This window comes from Streptomyces sp. NBC_00727 (assembly GCF_045161745.1).
Classification (GTDB): Bacteria; Actinomycetota; Actinomycetes; order Streptomycetales; family Streptomycetaceae; genus Streptomyces.
Genome location: NZ_CP108981.1, coordinates 6,730,565 through 6,752,680 on the forward strand (window position 1 = coordinate 6,730,565; position 22,116 = coordinate 6,752,680).

Genomic DNA, 22,116 nt, shown 5'->3' on the forward strand with positions numbered 1-22,116 from the left:
CATGACCAACCCCTTCGACGACCAGGACGGCACCTTCCTCGTCCTCGTCAACGACGAGAACCAGCACTCGCTCTGGCCGCAGTTCGCCGACGTTCCCGCCGGCTGGACCGTCGCCCACGGTCCGGACACCCACGCCGCCTGCCTGGAGCACATCGAGCGGAACTGGACCGACATGCGGCCCAAGAGCCTCGCCGATGCCATGGACGCCCAGCGGTAGCGCGGCGACATGACCTCCACCGACACCCTGGCCGGGGCCCGCGACACCGTGGGCCCCGCCCCGGTCCACGACCTCGGCGCCGCCCTGCTCACCCCCGAGGCCCGGCGCGACCCCTACCCGCTCTACGCCCGCATGCGGCGCGAGGACCCGGTCCACCGCAGCCCCCAGGGCGTCTGGTACCTCACCCGGTACGCCGACGTCGAGGCGGCGCTGGGCGACCTGCGGCTGTCCAACGACCGGGACAGGATGACCCGGGCCTACACCGCGCTCGGCGGCGACCTCAAGGCCTTCAGCCGGCTCACCGACCGACTCGGCCGGGTGATGAGCAACACCGATCCGCCGGACCACGCCCGGCTGCGCAAACTCGCCAACCGGGCGTTCACCGCCCGCCGCGTCGAGGCCCTGCGCGACCGCGTCCAGCACCTCGTGGACCGGCTCGTCGACGCGGCGGTCGCCGCCGGACCGGAGATGGAGCTGATCGAGGCGGTCGCCTCCCCGCTGCCCATGTCCGTCGTCTGCGAGCTCTTCGGCATCCCCGAAGAGGACCGGCCGCGGGTCAAGGACTGGTTCCGCCGCTTCGGCCGGCTCAGCGAGGACATCGCGAAGTCCGAGACGGCGATCGACCAGTACGAGGACTACCTGTCCGGGCTCATCCGGCAGCGCCGGCGCGAACCGGGCGACGACCTGATCAGCGCCCTGGTCGCCACCCAGACGCAGGACGACCGCCTCACCGACTCCGAACTGCTCTCCACCTGCTTCGTCCTCATCACCGCGGGCGACGAGACCACCACGCACCTCATCACCAACGGCGTGCTCGCCCTGCTTCGCCACCCGGACCAGCTGGCCCGGCTGCGCGAGGACCCGGGACTCATGCGCGGCGCCGTCGAGGAGCTGGCCCGCTACGACACGGTGACCCAGGCGATCGTCAGGGTCGTCGCGCAGGACCTGGAGATCGGCGGACGGACCCTGCGCGAGAGCGAGTTGGTGTACCTCTTCCTCGGCGCCACCAACCGCGACCCCGAACGCTTCGAGGACCCCGACCGGCTCGACCTGACCCGCCCCGGCAACCGTCACCTCAGCTTCGGCCACGGCCCGCACTTCTGCCTCGGCGGGCCGCTCGCCCGGCTCCAGACGGAGGTGGCCGTCGGCACGCTGGTCCGCCGGCTACCGGGGCTGCGGCTGGCCGAGGGAGCGGAGCCGGCCTGGCGGTCCAACCCGCTGCAACGAAGGCTGAACGCCCTCCCGCTCACCTACTGACCATGAACGACGACGAAGGAGCAGCACCGACGATGGCCCGAGAATTCCGAGTCCGCAGGGAGCAGGACCTGCCCGTCGCACCCGAGCAGGTGTGGGACGCGGTCGCCACCGCCGCCGGGAACCTCGGCTGGCTCTACCCGATGGAGATCGAACCGCGCGTCGGCGGAAAGGTCACCCGGGGCGATGCCACCGTCATGACCTGGGAGCCGCCGCACCACCTCGCGCTCCGGGCCACGCAGGACGGCGGGTTCTCCAACACGCTCAGCTACCGCGTCGAACCGGGCGACGGCGGCACGAGCCACCTGCGCATGGGCATCCACTGGGTGCACACGGGCGTCGTGGACGACGCCTGGAACTGGGACGCCAAGACGGACGTGGCCGAAAAGTACGTCGACTTCCACCAGCACGCCCTGACGGAATACCTCCGCCATTTCGCCGGGCGCCGCGCCGTGTACGTACCGGCCCACCGCCCCGAACCGACCGCCGATCCGGCCGACTTCGCCGCCGTGCGCCGACGCCTCGGTCTCGCCGATGACGCGGCAGTCGGCGACCGGTTCACGCTCCTGGCCCCCGAGCCGGTGGAGGTGACCGTCGACTGGCTCAGCACCGACTTCGTCGGCCTGCGCGGCCCGGAGGCGCTGTACCGGTTCTTCAACGGCAGCACCTGGAACGTACCGATCTGGCTCGGACACCATCTGTTCGCCGAGGACGCCGACGAACAGCACGCCACCGAAGTATGGTCGGCGTGGCTCAACGAACCCTCGCAGGAGCGCTGATGGAAACCTCCACGCAGACGCTGCTGTTCGCTGCCGAACTCATCGAGGACAACGGCACGTACTCCCTCGTCGTGGAGGACGTGAGTACGGGCACCGTCCGGTCCACGCCGGTCCCCAAGGCGATGGTCGACAGAATCCCGGCCTTCTTCGCGGCGCTCACCGCGAAGCTCGGCCCGGTGCAGCCGAGCCGCGGCTGGTAGCCGGCCCGGCACAGCCCTGCCGCACGGACCGGATCACGCCGGTCACCGGGCGGAGCGTTCCGCAGTCCAGGCCGCCGTCGTTATCAGGCCGCCGCATCAACGGGTGTTGGTCAGGCCGCCTGTGACGGCGATGACCTCGCCGACGGTGTAGCTGGAGTCGGCGTCCGAGGCCAGATAGACGTACGCGGGCGCGATCTCCTCGGGCTGTGCCACGCGTCCCAGGGGGTCCTCGCTGCCCAGTCGGGCGAGATCGTCCGTGGGCATGTTGGGGTCGGCCACATTGAGCACCGTCCAGGTGGGGCCGGGTGCCACCACGTTCGCTCGGATGCCGTCCTTGACCAGGTGGGAGGCGATCGACTTGGTGAAGTTGACCAGGGCCGCCTTGGAGGCGGCGTAGTCGATCATGGTGTCGCTGCCCTTGAGGGCTTCTTCCGAAGCGGTGGCGATGATGGCGTCCCCGGCTTTGAGATGCGGACGCGCGGCCTGCACCAGATGGAAGTAGGCGTACACGTTGACCTTGAAGGACCGGTCCCAGTCCTCGTACGAAAGCTGCGTCAGATCCAGTTGGCTGTTCAGGTGAGCGGCGTTGTTCACGAGGATGTTCAGGCCGCCCAGCTCGCGCACCGTCTGCTCTACCACCTCCCGGCAGAACGACGGTTCGGCCAGGTCACCGGAGAGCAGCAAACACCTACGGCCTTCCTGCGTCACGGCACGGCGGGTCTCCTCCGCGTCGGACCGTTCCCGCGGCAGGTGGACCACGGCGACGTCCGCGCCCTCACGCGCGTACAGCACGGCGACGGCCCGGCCGATGCCCGAGTCCCCGCCCGTGATCAACGCCACCTTGCCGCTCAGCTTGCCGGCCGCCCGGTATCGCGTCGCCCGGTAGCGGGGCGCCGGATCCATGTCCCGTTCGAGGCCGGGGGGGGGCTGTTGGCCCTGCTCGGGATAGGGCGGTACGGGCTCCGAGGTGATCTGCGGACCTGCCCCGTCCGGGCTGATGTCGGCGTCCATGGAAAAGTCCTCCCATGCCCCGAAGGGCGCTGTTTCTCCTTGCCGGTCATCGCCTTGCCGCGGAAGCCGGTGGGCAAACGGAAGCAGCACGAACCCGGCAGGCTCACCGGGCTTCCCGGGCGGCCTGCGCGGGATCAAGCCCGTAGGCCGGACGGTCGGCACAAATGCCTGGATCCGGCTGCCGCCGCCCGCCGATATGATCCCTTCGGACGTCCCGGGAGAGGAGTGCCAGATCGCCTCGCGCCCCGCTGACGGCGCCCGGGAAAGAAGCGAGGTATGGCAGTGATCTGCGTCGGCGGCATGATCGGTATCGGCAAGACGAGTGTGGCCGAGCTGATCGCCAAAGAGCTGGGGAGCAAGGTCTTCTACGAGAGCGTGGAGGACAACCCGATCCTGCCGCTCTTCTACACGGCCGCCCCCGAGGAGATAGAGGCGAGGCGCTATCCCTTCCTGCTGCAGCTCTACTTCCTGCAGACACGATTCGCAGCGATCAAGGAGGCGTACCGGCAGGACGACAACGTCCTTGACCGGTCGATCTACGAGGACTGGTACTTCGCCAAGGTCAACCACGACCTCGGCAGGATCAGTTCCCTGGAGATGCAGGTGTACGAGGGGCTGCTCGCGGAGATGATGCGAGAGATCGACGGCCTGCCGTACCGCAAGGCGCCGGATCTCATGGTGTATCTCAGGGCGGACTTCGAGACGGTGCTGCGCCGCATCGGTCTGCGAGGGCGCGACTTCGAGCAGGACGAGGGTCTCGTCGAGTACTACCGGACACTGTGGTCCGGATACGACGACTGGGTGCGCGAGCACTATTCCGCCAGCGACGTCCTCGTGATCGACATGAACAGAACCGATGTCGTGAACAGTCCCGAGGACGCGGAGCGCGTCGTCGGGGAGGTCGTGGACGCCCTGTCCGTCGCGAGGGCCCGGCGTCTCTGACGCGGAGGTACGGGGACCTCCGGCGAGCGCCGGGTGCGTCATGGCCGGTGACCCGGGCGACTGGACGAAGCCGCGGACGGACACCGTCAACGTCCGGCTGATGCGGCTGCGAGGCGCGCAGGCCCGCGGCGACGGCTCGCCCCGGACCGTTCACTTGACCGGACGCGCTTGAAAGGGCAGCCCGAGCGAGCACGGCCAGGATGAGGGGGCGGCTCATCTGTGAGGGAGAAGCATGAACGAGACCGATGCGGGCACGGTCGGGACCGATCGGGCGCCGATCAGCCAGGACCCCTCCGAGGCGGTGGATCTGCGCCGTGTCGGCGCGGATCCAAACTACTGGTACCCCGTGGCGCGGGCCAAGGATGTGCGCGCCGGGAAGGCGGTCGCGGCCGCGTTCGCCGGGGAGCGCCTCGCGCTCTACCGCGGGAAGAGCGGCGCCGTACACGCCCTCGAGGACCGGTGTGCGCACCGGCAGGTCCCGCTGAGCATGGGCGTCGTGGAAGGCGAGGTCCTGCGCTGCCGCTATCACGCGTGGGCCTACCGGGGCGACGGCCGCATCTCGCAGATTCCGTACCTGTCCAAGGACGACCGCAGGCCTCCCCGGGGCGTTCGCAGCTATCCCGTGCGTGAGGCGTACGGCTTGGTCTTCCTCTTCCCCGGCGACCCGGACAGGGCGCATGCCACAGCGTTGCCGGAGTTGCCCGCCTACGGCTCGCCCGGCTACAAGACGCTGACGTACTCGCGGATGGTTCGCTGCCACTACTCGTTCATGCACGAGAACCTGCTGGACATGAACCACCAGTTCCTGCACCAGGGTGTCGTCGGGCGGCTCCGTCCCGAACTCCTCGGCCACCGGAGCGGTGCCCGTTCGGTGGAGGCCAGGTACCTGTTCACCCACACCGGCGGGAAGCGCAATGCCGGCGCCAGCATGCTGGCGGCCGAAGGCATCGCAGGCGGCTCCAGCGACGTGATGACCATCCGCACCGAGTATCCGTACCAGACCCTCGATCTCGTACCGGAAGGTGCTGATCAGCCCGTCTTCAGCCTCTGGGCGGCGTACGTGCCCATGGGTGCCGACCAGCGCGCCTGCAACGTCTACGGGCTCCTCATGATCAAGAAACCCCGCGTTCCGGGCGCACTCAGCCTGGCCGCGCCACTCATCAGGCGCTTCACCGAGCGCATTTTCGCGCAGGACCGCATGGCGGTCGAGGCGGAACAGCGGGCGTGGGAGGAACAGGGCGAAGACCGCAACCACGAGGTCTTCTCCCTGATCCTGGACGTACGCGAAACCCTGCGCGCCAACGGTGTCCCTCTGTCCACCTCCGCGGGCCCACGTGGCACCGCGCCCGCCGCCTGCCCCGGGGGCGCGGCCGGCGTCTGCGGGTAGACGACGCCGAGCTCCGGTGGTGCGCGGAGAGCGTGCACCACCTGCTCGGCCTCGGCCACCGGGTCGCCGCGACCGGGCGAGGGGGACGCGGCGGACTGGGGTTGAAGAACACGCCCGGCAACCTGTACTCGATGACGAAGTTCGCGGTGACCGGCCTCGCGGAGAACGTCCGCATGCTGACCACCAGGTACGGCGTCGGTACGACGCTGATCGCGCCCGGACGCGTGCTCACCCCGTTCTGGGACGAGCGGCCCGGCGGCGGCCGGTCCGATGATCTCCGCCGAGGAGCTTGGTGGACACGCTCGTCCGGGCGATCTCGCAGCCGCGCGGCGTGGACGTGAACACGCTGGTGGTCCGGCCGATCGGCCAGGCGAACTGAGGCGGCGGCTCCGAACGGCGTCCAGCGGCGTCTAGGTCCTGTCTGGAGTTCTCCCGCGACGTCGCGGGGGAACTCCAGACAGGACCTAGGAGAACAGCGCGCGCCGGCGCTCGGCGGCCGCCTTCCCGGCGGCGGACAGACACCACGTCCACCCGTCGTCGAGCGCCCGCGCGGACAGCGCCTCGGCCGGGATCACCGCCGGCCACCGCACCACCCTCGCTTGCGCGGACACCTTGGCCCCGCCGCGTACCGGGTCCACCACCAGCGCCGGGACACCCATGCTCAGCGCCAGCACCATCCCGTGCAGCCGGTCCGTGACCACGAGGTCCAGCCGGCCGACCAGCGAGAGGAACTGGTCGGCGGTCCGGCACAGCTGCCAGTCGTCGTGGGCCAGCCGGGTCTCCGCCGTCACCCGGGCGCAGTCCTTCGTGGGCAGCCAGGCGTACAGGGTCTCGGCGACCCGGTCGTGCGCGCGCCGGGGCCCGTACTCGCCCTGGCCATGCGTGAGCGCGACGCCCACCACGGGCTTGTCCGGCCGGGGGCGGGCGGACAGCGCCAGGTCGGCGAGGTGCCCCTCCCCGTCGCGGTCGCGGGGCACGACCCGGTCGAACCCCCGTACCGCCGGGGTGTCGGCGTCGACCACGCTCACCCCGATCGCGGTCCGCCTGCACGACGCGTAGCGCGCGTGCAGGCGGGTGAGCTGGTCCCCGTGGACCGGACCGCAGACGAAGAGCACCTGCTCGTACCGCTCGGGCGACGCCTCCTCCAGGGTCAGGGCTCCCGGAGCGAAGTGCGGACTCCAGGCCGACTCATAGGGGACACCCAAACGGCCCAGCGCGTCGGTCACCGCCTGCTCGGCGAGGAAGTCACCGGCGGTCACCTCGCCGTCCGGGAAGCTGAACCATCCGGTGACCAGCACACAGCCGGTCGCGCTGCGCGGCCGGAGGAGCCGGTCCAGAACACCGGCCAGGTCCTCGCTCATGGGCGTCTCCTGTTCCTGGATTCATCCCAACGGTAGTCCCGTAGATGCGCGGGCGAATTACTCCGGCAGGATCCATGGGGAGTAGCGAGTGGCAGGAACGCGACTCGATGATCGCCGGAAACGGCGGTCACGTACGACGATCATCAGCCGTGCGTTCCGGAACTCCCGGCTCCCTGAAAGGAGATGGGGCACATGACGTCCTCGGAACCCGAGCGGATACCCTGGCAGCGCGCCTTGGTGACGGGCGGTGCCGGTTTCCTCGGCTCGCATTTGTGCGAACGCCTGCTGGCCGGGGGAGCGGCGGTCGACTGCGCCGACAACCTCGCCTCGGGATCGCTGCGGAACATCGCGCATCTCGAAGGGCGGGACGGCTTCCGATTCGTCCGCCTGGACATCTCCGACCCGTCCTGCGCACCGGAATTGGCCGGGCCCTACGACGTGGTCCTGCATTTCGCCTGTCCGGCCTCGCCCGCCGACTATCTGAGAATGCCGCTGGAAACGCTGGACGTCGGCAGCCTCGGCACGCGCAACATGCTCGGCATCGCGGCCCGGGACGGAGCGCGGCTGCTGCTCGCCTCGACCTCCGAGGTCTACGGGGACCCGCTGGTGCACCCGCAGCGCGAGGACTACTGGGGCAATGTGAACCCCGTGGGACCGCGCAGCGTGTACGACGAATCCAAGCGGTTCTCCGAAGCGCTGGTGACCGCCCACGCCGCAGCGAAGGGCACCAACGCGGGAATCGTCCGGCTGTTCAATACGTACGGTCCCCGAATGCGCGCCCATGACGGCCGGGCCGTGCCGACTTTCATCAGCCAGGCACTCGCCGGAGAACCGCTCACCGTCGCCGGGGACGGAAGCCAGACCAGGTCCCTGTGCTATGTCGACGACACCATCGACGGCGTGCTGAGCGTGGCCGCGAGCAAATCCGTGCGACCGGTGAACATCGGCGGCAGCGACGAGACGACCGTACGGGAAATCGCCCGCCGGATCGTCAAACTGACCAGTTCCGGCAGCCGGATCGACTACATCGACCGGCCCGTCGACGATCCCGAGCGGCGGCGTCCCGACACGACCCTGGTGCGGGAGATGTTCGGCTGGGAACCGCGCGTTTCCTGGGAGGAAGGCCTGGAACGAACCATCGCGTTCTTCGTCTCGCTCTCCGGCGCACCGGACGATTCCCCCGCCGATCTCCCGGTCCGCGATTTCTGAAGGAGCCAGCGCATGCGCGTGCTCGGAATCAACGCCCTTTTCCACGATCCGTCGGCCGCTCTGGTCATCGACGGGAAGACCGTCGCCGCGGCCGAGGAGGAACGGTTCAGCCGACGCAAGCACGGGAAGCGCCCGGTGCCGTTCTCCGCATGGGAACTGCCCGAACTCTCCGCGCGCTGGTGCCTGGAGACGGCCGGTCTGGAAGCCGCCGACCTGGACGCGGTCGCCTACTCCTACGACCCTCGACTGGCGCGCCCCGCCGAGCAGATGGGCCTCGACGACCCCTGGGACGAGCTGCGCCAGACCTACGCACGGCGCGCCCCCGAGTTCCTCGCCGAGGCCCTGCCCGGCCTCGACCCGGCCAAGGTCCGCTTCGTCCCCCACCACGTGGCGCACGCCGCGTCCGCCGGGCTCGCCGCCCCACCCGGCGACCGCGCGGTGCTGGTGCTCGACGGGCGCGGCGAGTGCGCCTCCCAGCTCGCCGGCCACTACCGGGGCGGCGCCCTGGAAATCCTCAGCACCCAGCCGCTGCCCGAATCGCTGGGCCTCTTCTACGAGGAGCTCACCGAGCACCTCGGATTCCTGCGCAGCAGCGACGAGTTCAAGGTGATGGCTCTTGCCTCGTACGGGAAGCCGGTCTTCGCCCAGCACCTTGCCGAGTACGTCCACCACACCGACGGCGGCGGATTCCGGGCTTCCGGCATCCCCTGGAGCGAGTTCGCACCGGCGCGCCGGCCCGGCGGCCCGTACAGCGAGCAGCACGCCGACCTCGCGGCCAGCGCCCAGCGGTGCCTGGAGGAGACCGTCCTCCACCTGGCCTCCTGGCTCCACGAACGCACCGGCGCCACCCGCCTGGCGCTCGCCGGCGGTGTCGCCCTGAACTGCGTCGCCAACGCGCGCCTCCACCGGGAAGGCCCCTTCGACGAGGTGTGGGTGCAGCCGGCCGCCGGTGACGCCGGCACCTCGCTGGGCGCCGCACTCCACGTCTCCGCCGAGCACGGCCCGGTCACCCCCATGACGACCGCCGCCCTCGGCCGGGGCTGGAGCGACGACGAACTGCGCCGCATGCTGGAAACGGCGGCGCTGCCCTACGAGGAGCCCGAGGACGTCGCCGCCGCCGTCGCCGAGGAACTGGCGCAGGACGGCATCGTCGCCTGGTTCCAGGGGCGCAGCGAATTCGGCCCCCGCGCGCTCGGCCACCGCTCCCTGCTCGCCCACCCCGGGCGCGCCGAGAACCTGGAGCGGCTCAACGCGGTCAAGGGGCGCGAGGAGTTCCGGCCGGTGGCCCCCATGGTGCTGGCCGAACGCGCCGCCGAACTCTTCGACGGACCCGTGCCCAGCCCGTACATGCTCTTCGTCCACGAGGTCGCCGGGGAGTGGAAGCCCCGCATCCCCGCCGTCGTCCACGTGGACGGCACGGCGCGCATCCAGACCGTGGACGCGGCCTCGGAACCCCTGGTCGCCCGGATGCTCACGGCGTTCGAGGAACGCACCGGCCTCCCGGTCGTCGTCAACACCAGCCTCAACACGGCCGGCAGGCCCATGGTCGACCACCCCCGCGAGGCGCTGGAGTGCTTCGGCTCGGCCCCCGTCGACCTGCTGGCGATCGGCCCGTTCATCGTCCGCCGTTCGAAGGCGTTCACATGACGGCCGGAGACCGGGAAGAACGCGTGACGACCGCCGCGCCGGACGAGGCCCGGGACGTGCCGGGCGCCGACCCGTACTCCGTGGTCGTGCCGACCATCGGCCGCCCCTGCCTCGGCGCCTGCCTGCGGGCGCTCGCCGAGGAGGCCGTCCCGCCGCCGCGCGAGGTCTTCCTCGTCGACGACCGCCGCGACGCGGACACCCCGCTCGACCTGACCGCGGCCGGACCGCTCGCGGACCGGATCACCGTCCTCGTCACGGGCGGCCGGGGCCCGGCGGCGGCCCGCAACGCCGGACTGCGCCGCGTCGCCACGCCGTGGGCCGTCTTCCTCGACGACGACGTACAGGTGCGCCCCGGCTGGGGGGCCCTGCTCGCCCACGACCTGGCGCAGGCCGGGCCCGGCATCGCCGGGGTGCAGGGCAGGCTGACCGTTCCGCTGCCCGACGACCGCAGGCCCACCGACTGGGAGCGCTGCACCGCGGGTCTGGAGGACGCCGCCTGGGCCACCGCCGACATGGCCTACCGCACGGAGACGGTACGGCGGGCCGGCGGGTTCGACGAGCGCTTCCCGCGCGCCTTCCGGGAGGACGCCGACCTCGCCCTCCGCCTGATGAGCGGCGGCTGGACCCTCGCCCGCGGCACGCGCTCCACCCTGCACCCCGTACGCCCCGCCGACCGCTGGGTCTCCGTGCGCACCCAGCGGGGCAACGCCGACGACGCTCTGATGAACCGCCTCCACGGACCGGACTGGTGGACCAGGGCCGACGCCCCGAGGGGCCGGCTGCCCGGCCACCTCGCCGTCACCGCCGCCGGCCTCGGCGCGGCCGTGCTGGCCCTGGCCGGACGGCGCCGGGCGGCGGCGGTCGCGGGCACCCTGTGGGCCGCCGGCACCGCCGAGTTCGCCTGGGCCCGCATAGCCCCCGGGCCCCGCACCGCCGCGGAGGTCGCCACCATGCTCGGCACCAGCGTGGTCATCCCGCCGCTCGCGGTCCTGCACCGGTGCACGGGCGGCGTACGCCACCGCCGTGCCGCCGCCTGGGGAGGCACCGGATGAGCGCCCGGCCCTGCCGCACGGCGCCGTCCGGCGGGCCGCCGCTCGCCCGGCCGGCCGCCGTGCTCTTCGACCGGGACGGCACCCTCGTCCACGACGTCCCGTACAACGGTGACCCGGACCTGGTCCGGCCCGTCCCCGGCGCCGCCGACGCCGTACGGCTGCTGTGCGAGGCGGGCATCCCCACCGGCGTCGTCAGCAACCAGTCCGGCATCGGACGGGGTCTGCTCACCCATGAGGACGTCCGCCGGGTCAACGCCCGGGTCGACGAACTCACCGGTCCCTTCGACGTCTGGCTCTACTGCCCGCACCGCCCCGACGAGGGCTGCGCCTGCCGCAAACCCCTGCCCGGCCTGGTGACCGAGGCCGCCCGGCGCCTCGGCGTCCGCCCCGACGACTGCGTCGTCATCGGCGACATCGCGGCCGACGTGCACGCCGCCCGGGCCGCCGGCGCCGAAGGCATTCTCGTACCCAACGCGCGGACCAGGCCCGAGGAGACCCGGGCGGAGACCCACCCCGCGCCCGACCTCCTCACCGCTGTCCGCCGCCTGCTGGCGCGTCCCGTCCCGGCCGGGGCCGCCACCCGTACCGACGGGCGGACCGTATGAGAGCGCTCGTCGTACGACTCGACAGCTTCGGCGACGTGCTCCTCGCCGGGCCGGCCGTCCGGGCGGCCGCCAACGCTGCCGCACACGTCACCATGGTCTGCGGGCCGCTGGGGGAGCCCGCCGCCCGGATGCTCCCCGGCGTGGACGAGGTCGTCGTCTGGCAGGCGCCCTGGGAGGGCACCAACCCGCCGCCCGTCGACGAGGCGGACGTACCCGGCCTCCTCACCACCTTGCGCCGGAGTGCGTTCGACACCGCACTCGTGCTGACGTCGTTTCACCAGAGCCCCCTGCCAATGGCGCTCTTGCTGCGCATGGCGGGGGTCGCCCGGATCGGCGCCGACAGCGTCGACCACCCCGGCCGGCTGCTCGACGTACGCCATCACCGCCTTCCCGGCCGGCACGAGGCCGAAGCGGCCCTCGACCTGGCCGTCGCCATGGGCTTCGCCCTCCCCGCGGGCGACGACGGCCGGCTGCGCGTCCTGCCGCCGCCCGACACCGCCGCGCTCACCGGCAACGGCCCCTACGTCGTCGTCCACCCCGGCGCCAGCGCCCCCGCCAGGGCCTGGGACCCCGGCAGGCACGCCGAGGCAGTCCAGCAGCTGGCCGACGCCGGACACCGCGTCGTCGTCACCGGAGGACCGGCGGAGACCGACCTGACCCGGCTCGTCAGCGGCGACGTGGCCGTGGACCTCGGCGGACGCACCAGCCCCCGCACCCTCGCCGGAGTCCTGCGCCACGCCGACGCCCTGGTCAGCGGCAACACCGGGCCCGCCCACCTCGCCGCCGCCGTCGGCACCCCGGTGGTCTCGCTCTTCGCGCCCGTCGTGCCCGCCTCCCGCTGGGCGCCCTTCGGCGTGCCCGTCGTACTCCTCGGCGACCAGCGCGCCCCGTGCGCCGACACCAGGGCCCTGCACTGCCCGGTGCCGGGCCACCCCTGCCTCAACGGCGTCACCGCACACGACGTGGTGAGCGCGGTGCACAAGCTCCGGAAGGAGAACGGATGAACATCCTCATCTGGCACGTCCACGGCTCGTGGCTGACCTCCTTCGTCCAGGGGCCGCACACCTACCTGGTGCCGGTCACCCCCGACCGGGGACCCGACGGCCTAGGCCGCGCCCGGACCTGGACCTGGCCCGCCTCCGTACGGGAACGGACCCCCGACGAGCTGCGCGGCGCCGAGATCGACCTGGTCGTCCTGCAACGCCCGCATGAGATCGAACTCGTCCACGCCTGGACCGGCAGACGCCCGGGCAAGGACGTCCCCGCCGTGTACGTCGAGCACAACAGCCCGCACGAGACGCCCGTGGACACCCGGCACACGCTCGCCGACCGGTCCGACATCCCCGTGGTGCACGTCACCCACTTCAACCGCCTGATGTGGGACAACGGCCGCGCCCCCACCGGCGTCATCGAACACGGCATCATCGACCCAGGACCCCTGTGGACGGGCACCGAACCCCGGGCCGCCGTCGTCGTCAACGAGCCCGTGCGGCGCGGCCGTACCACCGGCACCGACCTGCTGCCCGCCTTCGCCGGCGCCGTCCCCCTGGACGTCTTCGGCATGCGTACGCGGGGACTCGCGGCCCACCTGGAGCTGACCGAGGACCGGTGCCGCACCTACGACCTCCCGCAGGACGAGCTCCACCGGGCCATGGCCCGCCGCCGGGTCTACCTGCATCCGGTGCGGTGGACCTCGCTCGGGCTCTCCCTGCTGGAAGCCATGTTTCTCGGCATGCCCGTGGTCGCGCTCGGCACCACGGAAGTGCGCGAAGCGGTGCCGCCCGGCGCCGGAGTCGTCTCCAACCGGCCCGAGGTACTCAACCACGCCCTGCGCCGCTTCGTCGCCGACCCCGCCCACGCCGAGGACACCGGCCGCCGGGCGAGAGAGGCGGCCGGGGACAGGTACGGGGTCCAGCGCTTCCTGGACGACTGGGACCGTCTCATGAAAGAGGTCACGCGATGACGCAGCCCATGCCGCGACCCGCACGGATCGCCCTGGTGTCCGAACACGCCAGCCCGCTCGCCGAACTCGGCGGTCCCGACGCCGGCGGACAGAACGTGTACGTGGCCCAGCTGGCCGGATGCCTGGCCCGCAGGGGACACGACGTCACCGTCTACACCCGCCGCGACCGGCCCGACAAACCGACCCTCGTACGGACCGAGTCGGGTGTGAAGGTCGTGCACGTACCGGCCGGGCCGCCCGCCCCCGTACCGAAGGACGACCTGCTCGCCTGGATGCCGGAGTTCGGCGCCTACCTGGCCAGGCTCTGGCGGCTCAACCGCCCCGACGTCGTGCACGCCCACTTCTGGATGTCCGGCATGGCCGCGCTCGCCGGGGCCAGGGAGGCCGGAGCCCCCGTCGTCCAGACCTACCACGCCCTCGGCACGGTGAAGAGGCGTCACCAGGGCGGCGAGGACACCAGCCCGCCCGAGCGCGTCGACATCGAGACCCGGATCGGCCGTGAGGCCCACCGGATCATCGCGACCTGCGCCGACGAGCTCAACGAACTGACCGCCATGGGCATCCCGCGCGCCAGGATCAGCGTCGTGCCCTGCGGCGTCGACACCGAGCACTTCTCCCCGGTACCCCTCGCCGACCGGCCGCCCGGCGCCCCGCACCGGCTGCTGTCCGTCGGCCGGCTCGTCCCCCGCAAGGGCTTCGACCGCGCGGTCAAGGCCCTCGCCGGCGTCCCCGACGCCGAACTGCTCATCGCCGGCGGACCCGACGCCCCGCTCCTGTTCGCCGACCCGGAGGCCGAACGGCTGCGCAAGGTCGCCGCCGAGTACGGGGTCGCCGAGCGGGTCAGGCTGCTCGGCTGCGTACCGCAGGACCTGATGCCCCATCTCATGTCCAGCGCCGACCTGCTCCTGTCCCTGCCCCGCTACGAACCGTTCGGCATCGTCCCCATCGAGGCGATGGCCTGCGGCACCCCGGTCGTGGCCACCGCCGTCGGCGGACAGCTGGACACCGTCGTCGACGGCGTGACCGGGACGCTCGTACCGCCCACCGACGAGGAGGGCCACGACCTCGCCGCCACCATCCGCGGCCTCCTCGACGACCCCGACCGGCGCGCCCGCTACGGAGCCGCCGGCCGCACCCACGCGCTCGCCCGTTTCACCTGGGACGAGGTGACCGACGGCGTCTCCCGCGTCTACGCCGAACTCGTCCGCACCCCCCAGCCCTCGGAGGTGGCACGATGAAGCTGATCGCCCCCGGCCAGCACTGCGACGACCTCGCCCGCGCCCTCCCCGCCTTCCGCCGCGCCGCCGGGGTCACGGAGCGCTGGGGCAAGTCCCTGGCCCGCGTCCTCTCCGACGGCGGGCGGCTCCTCGTCGCCGGCAACGGCGGGAGCGCCGCCCAGGCCCAGCACCTGACCGCCGAACTCGTCGGCCGCTACCGCGACGACCGCCCCGCCTACTCGGCGATCGCCCTGCACGCCGACACCTCGTCGACCACGGCCATCGCCAACGACTACGGCGTCCACGAGGTGTTCGCCCGGCAGACCTGCGCCCACGGCCGCCCTGGCGACGTCCTCATGCTCCTGTCCACCAGCGGCGCCAGCGCCAACCTGCTGGAGGCCGCCCAGGAGGCCATGCGCATCGGCATGCCCGTCTGGTCCCTCACCGGGCCCGAGCCCAACCCGCTGGCCGCGACGAGCGACGAGTCGCTGTGCGTCGAGGCCGCCGGATCGGCCACCGTGCAGGAACTGCACCTCGTCGCCGTCCACATGATCTGCGAGAGCTTCGACCGCGAGATCGCCGCCCGCACCGCCCGCCGCCCCATGGCGGGCACCCCGGCCGAGGAGGACGCCTCATGAAGCACCCCGGCCGAGGAGGACGCCTCATGAAGCGCCCCGCGCCCCTCGTGGTCGTCGGCGACTCGCTGCTCGACCAGGATGTCTCCGGCCGCGCCGAGCGGCTCGCGCCCGACGCGCCCGTCCCCGTCGTCGGCGGCATCGAGCACCGCACCCGGCCAGGCGGCGCCGCACTGGCGGCCCGCCTCGCCGCAGCCGACGGCCGGGAGATCACCTTCGTCACGGCCCTCGGCGACGACGAAGCCTCCCAGGCGGTACGGGACCTGCTGGCGGACCGCGTCCACCTCGTGGAACTCCCACTCGACGGCCCCCTGTCCCGCAAGACCCGGCTCATGGCGGACGGGCGGCCCCTGCTCCGCCTCGACGAGGGAGACGGCCGGGCCACGGGCCCGGCGACCGGCGCCGAGAAGGCGCTCGCCGACGCCGGGGCGGTACTCGTCGCCGACTACGGGCGCGGCACCGCCGACGTCCTGCGCGAGGCGCTGACCGCACGCGCCGCCCGTGTCCCCGTCGTCTGGGACCCGCACCCCGCCGGCGGCCCCCCGGTCCCCGGCACCCGGCTGGCCACCCCCGCCGCCGCCGAAGCCCGCCACTTCGCCGGGAAGCCGGCGCCCGCCGCCCCCGCGCGCCCCGAGGACCACCGCGATGTGCTGCGCCAGGCGACCGCGGACGCCCGGGTCCTTCTGGACCAGTGGGGCATCGCCTCGGTGGCGGTGACCCTCGGCGAGCACGGCGCCCTGCTCTCCCGTGGCGGCCCCCCGCTGCTGGTGCCCGCGCCCTGGCGGGCGAGCGGCGACTGCTGCGGCGCCGGGGACAGCTTCGCCGTCGCCGTGGCCGGCCGGCTCGCGGACGGCGATCTGGTCGAACTCGCCGTGCGCGAGGCCGTCGAGGCCGCCGCCCGCTTCGTCGCCGCCGGCGGCGCCCACGCGGTGCTCCGGGAAGCGGGGCCCGCCGATGCGGCCGACACGTCCGGCGACGCCCGCGCGATCGTCCGGCGCGTCCGCGAACGCGGCGGCACCGTCGTCGCCGCGGGCGGCTGCTTCGACCTGCTGCACGCCGGACACGTCGAACTCCTCCAGGCCGCCCGCCGGGCCGGGGACTGCCTCGTCGTCTGCGTCAACTCCGACGCCTCGGTCCGGCGCCGCAAGGGCGGCGGCCGCCCCGTGGTGCCCGCCGAGGACCGGGCGCGGGTCCTGGAGGCGCTGGACTGCGTGGACGCCGTCCTCGTCTTCGACGAGGACACCCCCGAACGCCTCCTGGACGAACTGCGCCCCGACATCTGGGCCAAGGGCGGCGACTACGCCCTCACCGACCTGCCCGAGACCGCCCTCGTCGAGAGCTGGGGCGGCCAGGTCGTGCTGCTGCCCTACCTCGACGGACGCTCCAGCACCCGCCTCGTGGAGCGGGCCGCCGGCCGCCCCGGCGCACCCACCCGGCGGTGAGCCCGGTGGCCGCGACCCGACCGGCCCCCTCGGGCGACCGCCCGGCCGTCCTCGTCCTGCGCGCGCTCGGGCTCGGCGACCTCCTGGCCGCGGTGCCGGCGCTGAGAGGCGTACGACGCGCCTTCCCGGAGCACGAGACGGTGCTCGCCGCGCCGGGCAGCCTGGCGGCGGCGGTCCGGGCCACCGGAACCGTCGACGTCCACTTCGCCACGCCCGAGAACGGCCGGCAGGTGCCCTCGCTGGACCACTGGCCGGGCCCGCCGCCCGCCGTCGCCATCGACCTGCACGGCAACGGACGGCTGAGCCACGACGCCCTGGCCGCGCTCCGCCCCGGCCGGACGCTCTCCTTCGCCCGCCCCGAAGCGGACCACCCCGACCCGCCCCACTGGCGCCGCGACGAGCACGAGCGGCTGCGCTGGTGCCGGTTCCTGACCGCGCACGGCGTCCCCGCCGACCCCGCCGAGGTCCGCATCCCGCCGCCCGCCACGGCCTCCCCGGCCCCGGGCGCGGTCGTTGTCCACCCCGGCGCCGACGCCCCGGCCCGCCGCTGGCCCGCCGAGCGGTACGCGACCGTCGCCTCGGCGCTCCGGGACGCCGGACACCGCGTCGTCGTCAGCGGCGGCCCCGGCGAGGAGGAGCTCTGCGCCGAGATCGCCGGACGCGCCGGACTCGACGCCACCGACCTGCTCGCGGGCACCCTCTCCTTCGACGACCTCTCCGCGCTCGTTGCCGGGGCCGCCCTCCTCATCAGCGGCGACACCGGGCCCGCCCACCTCGCCTTCGCACACGGCACCCGGTCGGTGACCCTCTTCGGCCCGGTCGCCCCCTCGCTCTGGGGCCCGCCTCCGGAGCGCCGTCACACCGCCCTCTGGCACCCCGGCCCGCCCGGCGACCCGCACGCGGCCACCCCGGACCCGCAGCTCCTGCGCATCTGCCCCGACGAGGTGACGGGCAGCGCCCTGGCCGCCCTGCACCGGGGCGAGGCGGCGAAGGAGGCGGCCGGGCATGGCTGAGCACGCCCGCGAACCGTCCATGCGGGACGGCCGCACCACCGTCGCGATCATCACGCGCAACCGCCGCGAGAGCCTCGTCAGAACCCTGGACAGGCTCGCGGCCCTGCCGGAGAAGCCGCCCGTCCTCGTCGTGGACAACGGGTCGACGGACGGCACCGACGAGGCGGTACGGCGCCATCCCGTCGGTGCACGGCTGCTCTCACCCGGCCGCAACACCGGCGCCCTGGGCCGCAACCTCGCGGCGCGCCGGGCCACCACGCCCTATGTGGCCTTCAGCGACGACGACTCCTGGTGGGAGCCCGGAGCCCTCAAGACCGCGGAAGCCCTCTTCGACTCCTACCCGAAGCTCGGCCTGCTGGCCTCCCGGACGCTGGTGCACCCGACGGGCGAGCCGGACCCGCTCAACCGGGTGCTCGCCGCCTCGCCCCTGCCCGCCCGCGCGGACCTGCCCGGAACGCCCGTGCTGGGATTCCTCGGCTGCGCGGCCGTGGTCCGCCGCTCCGCCTTCCTCGACGCGGGCGGCTACCACGGCCTCCTCTTCTTCGGCGCCGAGGAGACCCTGCTCGCCTACGACCTCACGGCCGCGGGCTGGGGCGTCGTCTACGAACCGTCCCTGACCGCCCACCACGGCCCCGACCCGGGGGAGAGGCCCGGCCGCACGGTAGCCGTCCTCCGCAACTCCCTTCTCACGGCCTGGCTGCGGCGGCCGGTCCGGGTCGCCCTGCGCGAGACCACCCGGCTGACCGGTGCCTGGGCACGCGGCCGGCCGGGCGCCGGGCGCGCCCTGGGCGAGGCCCTGGTGCGGCTGCCCGCGGCCCTGCGCCGGCGCAGGAGGCTTCCACCGTGGGTGGAGGACCTGATCAGGCTCCTGGAGAGTGCCCCGCCGAACGGAGACGACCGATGAGCCCCGGCGCCCCGCCCGCACCGGACCCGCGCGTCACGGTGGTGATCATCACGCGCGACCGCCGCTCCGAGCTGCTGCGCACCCTGCGCCTGCTGAGCCGGCTCCCGGAGCAGCCGGCCGTCGTCGTCACGGACAACGGCTCGCAGGACGGCACGGCCGAGGCCGTCGCGCGCGACTTCCCGGACATACGGCTGCTCACCCCGGGCCGCAACCTGGGCGCAGTCGGCCGGAACCTCGCCGTCCGCCAGGTCCGTACGCCGTACGTGGCCTTCTGCGACGACGACACCTGGTGGGACCCGGGCGCCCTGCGCGTCGCCGCCGACCGGCTCGACGCCCACGAGCGCCTGGCCGCCGTCACCGCCCGGATCGTCGTCGAGCCCGCGGGGGAGGACGACCCCGTGGTGGCGGAACTCCGCGACTCGCCGCTCACCGGCCCGCCCTGGCTGCCCGGACCCGCGATCGGCTCGTTCCTGGCGGCGGCCACGGTGATGCGCACCGAGGCGTTCCGCGAGGCGGGCGGCTTCCACCCCGGGCTCTGGCTCGGCGGTGAGGAGGAGCTGATGGCGACCGACCTGATGCGCGCCGGGTGGTGGCTGGCGTACGTCCCCGAGATGGTCATCCACCACGCCGCGTCCACCGTCCGCGACAGTACCGCCCGGCGCGTGCTCGGCCTGCGCAACACCCTCTGGTTCACCTGGCTGCGACGCCCCGCGCGCTCGGCGCTCCGGCGCACCCTCTACCTGCTCGCCACGGTCCCCAGGGACCGGGCGTCGCTCCGGGCCTTCGCCCACGCCGGGCGGGGGCTGCCCTGGGTGCTGCGCCAGCGCCGGCCGGTACCGCCGGACATCGAGAGGCGGCTGGCGGCCCTGGAGCGGGCGCAGCGGCAGGGTACCGCGCGGCGCTACGTCGGCTGACCGGTCTCCTGGAGGGCCTGCCTGCGCACCTCTTCGCAGCACTGGGCGATGAGCCGGGAGACGTGCATCTGCGAGATGCCGAGCGCCTCGGCGATCCGTTCCTGCGTCATGTCGCGGAAGAACCGGAGGTAGAGAATGGTGCGCTCGCGTTCCGGCAGGCTGCGCAGCCCCGGCTTGACGGCCTCGCGGTCCACGGCGACGTCCAGCGCGTGGTCGCAGAGCCCCAGGGTGTCGGCGAGGCAGGACCCGTCTCCGGCGGCCCTCGGCGTCTCGGCGTCGAGCGACAGCGTGCGGTAGCTGTCCAGGGCCTCCAGACCGTCCCGGACGTCCTCCGCGCACAGCCCCGTCCGGGCCGCGATCTCCGCTTCGGTCGGCAGCCGCCCGCCCAGCGTCTGGGAGAGGTCGCGGCGGGCCAGCCGCACCTGGTTGCGCAGGTCCTGGACCCGGCGCGGCACATGGACGTCCCAGGTGTGGTCGCGGAAGTGCCGCTTGAGCTCGCCGACCACGGTGGGTATCGCGTACGTCTCGAAGGCCTTGCCGCGTGCCGGGTCGTAGCGGTCCACCGCCTTGACGAGTCCGATGGCCGCCACCTGGCGCAGATCGTCCAGCGGCTCCCCGCGGTCACGGAAGCGCGAGGCCAGCCGGTTGGCCATGGGGAGCCAGGCGCAGACGGTCGCGCGGCGCAGTTCGTTCTTCTCCGGGCCGTCGGGCAGAGCCCGGAGCCGGCGGAAGGCGGCCGCCCTCAAAGGCGCGTCCTGGCGTCGTGCGGGCGCTGTCTGTCGGGCACCGGCCATCGTGTTCACTCCCTCGGCGTCGCCTGTCCGGACCACCGCGGGAGCACCTGCGGACAGGCGGCACCCGGATCAGAGCTCCCACGGGCGCGCCTCTTGTCCGAAGCACGCCTGGCCATTTCCCGTACAAAGCCGCCTCAAACATGCACGCGCCGAGCACCGGCCCCCGGGCCTCCTGCTCAGGCGGCCGGCGTCAGGGCGGGCACGGGCACCGCGGCCGGCACCGGCTCCTGGTGGACGGCCTCAGGCAGCCCCGCCGCCTTCCGGCCCGTCGCACGCCCCCGCAGTCCGCCGGCCGCGATGACCCCGGCGATCAGCAGCCCGCCGGCGACCAGCGCGCCCCGGGCCCCCGCGAACTCGACCAGCAGTCCGAGCAGGGGCGGGCCCACCAGCTGCCAGCCGGTGCTCGCGCTGCGCCAGACGCCGAGCACGCGCCCCCGCATCTCGGGCTCGGGCTCGGTCTGCAGAACGGTCGACCCGGCCGTGTCCGACACGGACTCCACCACGGCCATGGGGATGACCAGGGCGATGAGCACCATGAGCCCCGGGGCGAGCCCCGCCGCGACCTGGAGGAGCCCGCCACAGGCGGCGAGGACGCCCACCAGCCGTACGGTCGGGTTGCGCAGCCGCCCGGCGACGACGGCGCCCAGGATGCCGCCGACGGCCAGCACGGTGGAGACCGTGCCGAAGTCACTCTCGTCGGCGCCGATCGGGCCGATGACCAGCACGGCGAGCGTCAGCTGGTAGTTCCGGCCGAAGACCGAGCTCACCGCGGTGATCCCGGCCAGGGCGACCAGGCCCGGCTTCCCCAGGAAGTAGGCGACCCCGGCGCGTGCGTCGCCGCGCCCGGCCGCCCGCTTCCCGGGCCGGGGCGCGGGCGCCCGCTTCGTGAGGGACGGCCGCGCGGCCGGCGCCGGGCCCCCGGCCGGCCGCAGGAAGGGGATCACGGCGGTGACGCAGAGGAAGGAGATCCCGTTGACCACGTAGGCGGACCCGGTGCCGAGCGTCCCGACGGCCACGGCGGCCAGTGCGGTCCCGGCCAGTCGCCCGGCGCTGTGCACCATCGAGCCGAGGGCGATGGCCGAGGGTACATCCGTCCGGGGCACGAGGTCGTTGCCGAGGAGCGAGGTCGCGGGCCCGTCGATGGTGTTCACGATGCCGGTGATCGCCGCGAGGACGAGCAGCACGGGAACGTTCAGCAGCCCGGCCCCGATCAGGGCGGCCGTCGAGAAGGCGATCACGGCGAGCACCGCCTGACTGACCGCGGCGGTGACCTTGAGCGGCCAGCGGTCCACCACGGCCCCGCCGAAGACGCCGAGCAGCAGCCCCGGCCCGGCCTGCACGGCCAGCGAGAGCCCCGTCGCCGCGGCCGAGCCGGTGATCTGGAGCACCAGCAGGTTCTGCACGGTGAGCTGCATCCACGCCCCGGTGTTGGACACCAGGTTGGCGGCGGACCACCAGCGCATGCTGGGAACGGAGAGGCAGCGCCAGGGGCTGCTGTCGCGGCGGCGCGATGTCCGGGCGGAGTCGGTCACGGAGGCGGCAGGAGGCACGGGAGAGCACATTTCCAACG

At 73.5% G+C, this 22,116-nt stretch carries 22 protein-coding genes and 1 pseudogene; 19 read left to right on the forward strand and 4 right to left on the reverse strand.

Translation table 11 applies throughout. From position 1 onward, the window contains the following. Nucleotide 1: 1 nt before the first annotated feature. Genes OG242_RS30275 through OG242_RS30290 form a run of 4 tightly spaced genes read left to right on the forward strand, consistent with a single transcriptional unit; the run spans nt 2 to nt 2,450 of the window. A complete protein-coding gene (locus tag OG242_RS30275) occupies nt 2-217 on the forward strand; it encodes an MbtH family protein (protein ID WP_164398960.1) in 216 nt (71 codons plus the stop codon). Nucleotides 218-226: 9 nt separating this feature from the next. Further along, nucleotides 227-1,474, forward strand: coding sequence for a cytochrome P450 (locus OG242_RS30280; protein WP_405901189.1), 1,248 nt, complete (start codon nt 227-229; stop codon nt 1,472-1,474). A 32-nt stretch (nt 1,475-1,506) separates the two neighbouring features. After that, a complete protein-coding gene (locus OG242_RS30285; protein ID WP_405901190.1) occupies nt 1,507-2,250 on the forward strand; it encodes an SRPBCC domain-containing protein in 744 nt (247 codons plus the stop codon). Beyond that, the gene (locus tag OG242_RS30290) at nt 2,250-2,450 is read left to right on the forward strand and encodes a hypothetical protein (protein ID WP_405901191.1); all 201 of its coding nucleotides are present in this window, start codon (nt 2,250-2,252) and stop codon (nt 2,448-2,450) included. Before OG242_RS30285 ends, OG242_RS30290 begins: the two co-directional genes overlap by 1 nt. Nucleotides 2,451-2,546: 96 nt before the next feature. Here the strand turns inward: OG242_RS30290 and OG242_RS30295 are convergent, their stop codons facing one another. Continuing rightward, entirely contained in the window at nt 2,547-3,461 is a 915-nt protein-coding gene (locus tag OG242_RS30295; protein WP_405901192.1) for an SDR family oxidoreductase, read from the reverse strand. A 276-nt stretch (nt 3,462-3,737) separates the two neighbouring features. On the opposite strand from OG242_RS30295, the gene OG242_RS30300 reads away from it, so the two are divergent. The 3 genes and pseudogenes from OG242_RS30300 to OG242_RS30310 form a co-directional block, all read left to right on the forward strand. Beyond that, nucleotides 3,738-4,403 (forward strand): deoxynucleoside kinase, encoded by a 666-nt coding sequence (locus tag OG242_RS30300; protein WP_405901193.1) that lies wholly within the window; start codon nt 3,738-3,740, stop codon nt 4,401-4,403. Nucleotides 4,404-4,635: 232 nt separating this feature from the next. Next, a complete protein-coding gene (locus OG242_RS30305) occupies nt 4,636-5,790 on the forward strand; it encodes a Rieske 2Fe-2S domain-containing protein (protein WP_405901194.1) in 1,155 nt (384 codons plus the stop codon). A 98-nt stretch (nt 5,791-5,888) separates the two neighbouring features. Beyond that, a pseudogene (locus tag OG242_RS30310) lies at nt 5,889-6,169 on the forward strand (SDR family oxidoreductase); the annotation flags it as partial. Nucleotides 6,170-6,254: 85 nt separating this feature from the next. On the opposite strand, the gene OG242_RS30315 reads toward OG242_RS30310, so the two are convergent. Further along, nucleotides 6,255-7,151, reverse strand: coding sequence for a polysaccharide pyruvyl transferase family protein (locus OG242_RS30315; RefSeq protein WP_405901195.1), 897 nt, complete (start codon nt 7,149-7,151; stop codon nt 6,255-6,257). Nucleotides 7,152-7,343: 192 nt separating this feature from the next. Here OG242_RS30315 and OG242_RS30320 point away from each other — a divergent pair, with 192 nt between their 5' ends. From OG242_RS30320 to OG242_RS30375, 12 genes are read left to right on the forward strand one after another with little or no spacing between them, the layout of a single operon-like run. Next, complete coding sequence (locus tag OG242_RS30320) at nt 7,344-8,360, forward strand: NAD-dependent epimerase/dehydratase family protein (RefSeq protein ID WP_405901196.1); 1,017 nt, start codon at nt 7,344-7,346, stop codon at nt 8,358-8,360. A gap of 12 nt (nt 8,361-8,372) precedes the next feature. After that, complete coding sequence (locus OG242_RS30325) at nt 8,373-10,007, forward strand: carbamoyltransferase (RefSeq protein WP_405901197.1); 1,635 nt, start codon at nt 8,373-8,375, stop codon at nt 10,005-10,007. Further along, nucleotides 10,004-11,059 carry a glycosyltransferase family 2 protein gene (locus tag OG242_RS30330; protein ID WP_405901198.1) on the forward strand — a complete coding sequence of 352 codons (1,056 nt, stop codon included), beginning with the start codon at nt 10,004-10,006 and terminating at the stop codon, nt 11,057-11,059. Before OG242_RS30325 ends, OG242_RS30330 begins: the two co-directional genes overlap by 4 nt. Continuing rightward, complete coding sequence (locus tag OG242_RS30335; protein ID WP_405901199.1) at nt 11,056-11,664, forward strand: D-glycero-alpha-D-manno-heptose-1,7-bisphosphate 7-phosphatase; 609 nt, start codon at nt 11,056-11,058, stop codon at nt 11,662-11,664. The genes OG242_RS30330 and OG242_RS30335 overlap by 4 nt, the downstream gene beginning before the upstream one ends. After that, a complete protein-coding gene (locus OG242_RS30340; protein WP_405901200.1) occupies nt 11,661-12,668 on the forward strand; it encodes a glycosyltransferase family 9 protein in 1,008 nt (335 codons plus the stop codon). Before OG242_RS30335 ends, OG242_RS30340 begins: the two co-directional genes overlap by 4 nt. Further along, a complete protein-coding gene (locus OG242_RS30345) occupies nt 12,665-13,627 on the forward strand; it encodes a glycosyltransferase (RefSeq protein ID WP_405901201.1) in 963 nt (320 codons plus the stop codon). The genes OG242_RS30340 and OG242_RS30345 overlap by 4 nt, the downstream gene beginning before the upstream one ends. After that, nucleotides 13,624-14,865: a glycosyltransferase gene (locus tag OG242_RS30350; protein ID WP_405901202.1), complete on the forward strand. Its 1,242-nt coding sequence runs from the start codon at nt 13,624-13,626 to the stop codon at nt 14,863-14,865. The genes OG242_RS30345 and OG242_RS30350 overlap by 4 nt, the downstream gene beginning before the upstream one ends. Beyond that, nucleotides 14,862-15,482 carry an SIS domain-containing protein gene (locus OG242_RS30355; protein WP_405901203.1) on the forward strand — a complete coding sequence of 207 codons (621 nt, stop codon included), beginning with the start codon at nt 14,862-14,864 and terminating at the stop codon, nt 15,480-15,482. The genes OG242_RS30350 and OG242_RS30355 overlap by 4 nt, the downstream gene beginning before the upstream one ends. Nucleotides 15,483-15,508: 26 nt before the next feature. Beyond that, nucleotides 15,509-16,921: a D-glycero-beta-D-manno-heptose 1-phosphate adenylyltransferase gene (rfaE2, locus tag OG242_RS30360; protein ID WP_405901204.1), complete on the forward strand. Its 1,413-nt coding sequence runs from the start codon at nt 15,509-15,511 to the stop codon at nt 16,919-16,921. A gap of 5 nt (nt 16,922-16,926) precedes the next feature. Then, nucleotides 16,927-17,934 carry a glycosyltransferase family 9 protein gene (locus tag OG242_RS30365; protein ID WP_405901205.1) on the forward strand — a complete coding sequence of 336 codons (1,008 nt, stop codon included), beginning with the start codon at nt 16,927-16,929 and terminating at the stop codon, nt 17,932-17,934. Beyond that, nucleotides 17,927-18,838 (forward strand): glycosyltransferase family 2 protein, encoded by a 912-nt coding sequence (locus OG242_RS30370; protein WP_405901206.1) that lies wholly within the window; start codon nt 17,927-17,929, stop codon nt 18,836-18,838. Before OG242_RS30365 ends, OG242_RS30370 begins: the two co-directional genes overlap by 8 nt. Beyond that, nucleotides 18,835-19,752, forward strand: coding sequence for a glycosyltransferase family 2 protein (locus tag OG242_RS30375; RefSeq protein WP_405901207.1), 918 nt, complete (start codon nt 18,835-18,837; stop codon nt 19,750-19,752). The genes OG242_RS30370 and OG242_RS30375 overlap by 4 nt, the downstream gene beginning before the upstream one ends. Here OG242_RS30375 and OG242_RS30380 read toward each other — a convergent pair. Together OG242_RS30380 and OG242_RS30385 are read right to left on the reverse strand one after the other, a co-directional pair. Beyond that, nucleotides 19,740-20,546: a SigB/SigF/SigG family RNA polymerase sigma factor gene (locus tag OG242_RS30380; RefSeq protein ID WP_405901208.1), complete on the reverse strand. Its 807-nt coding sequence runs from the start codon at nt 20,544-20,546 to the stop codon at nt 19,740-19,742. The two genes, OG242_RS30375 and OG242_RS30380, sit on opposite strands and share 13 nt — an antisense overlap. Nucleotides 20,547-20,722: 176 nt before the next feature. Further along, nucleotides 20,723-22,009: an MFS transporter gene (locus OG242_RS30385; protein ID WP_405901209.1), complete on the reverse strand. Its 1,287-nt coding sequence runs from the start codon at nt 22,007-22,009 to the stop codon at nt 20,723-20,725. Nucleotides 22,010-22,116: the final 107 nt, after the last annotated feature.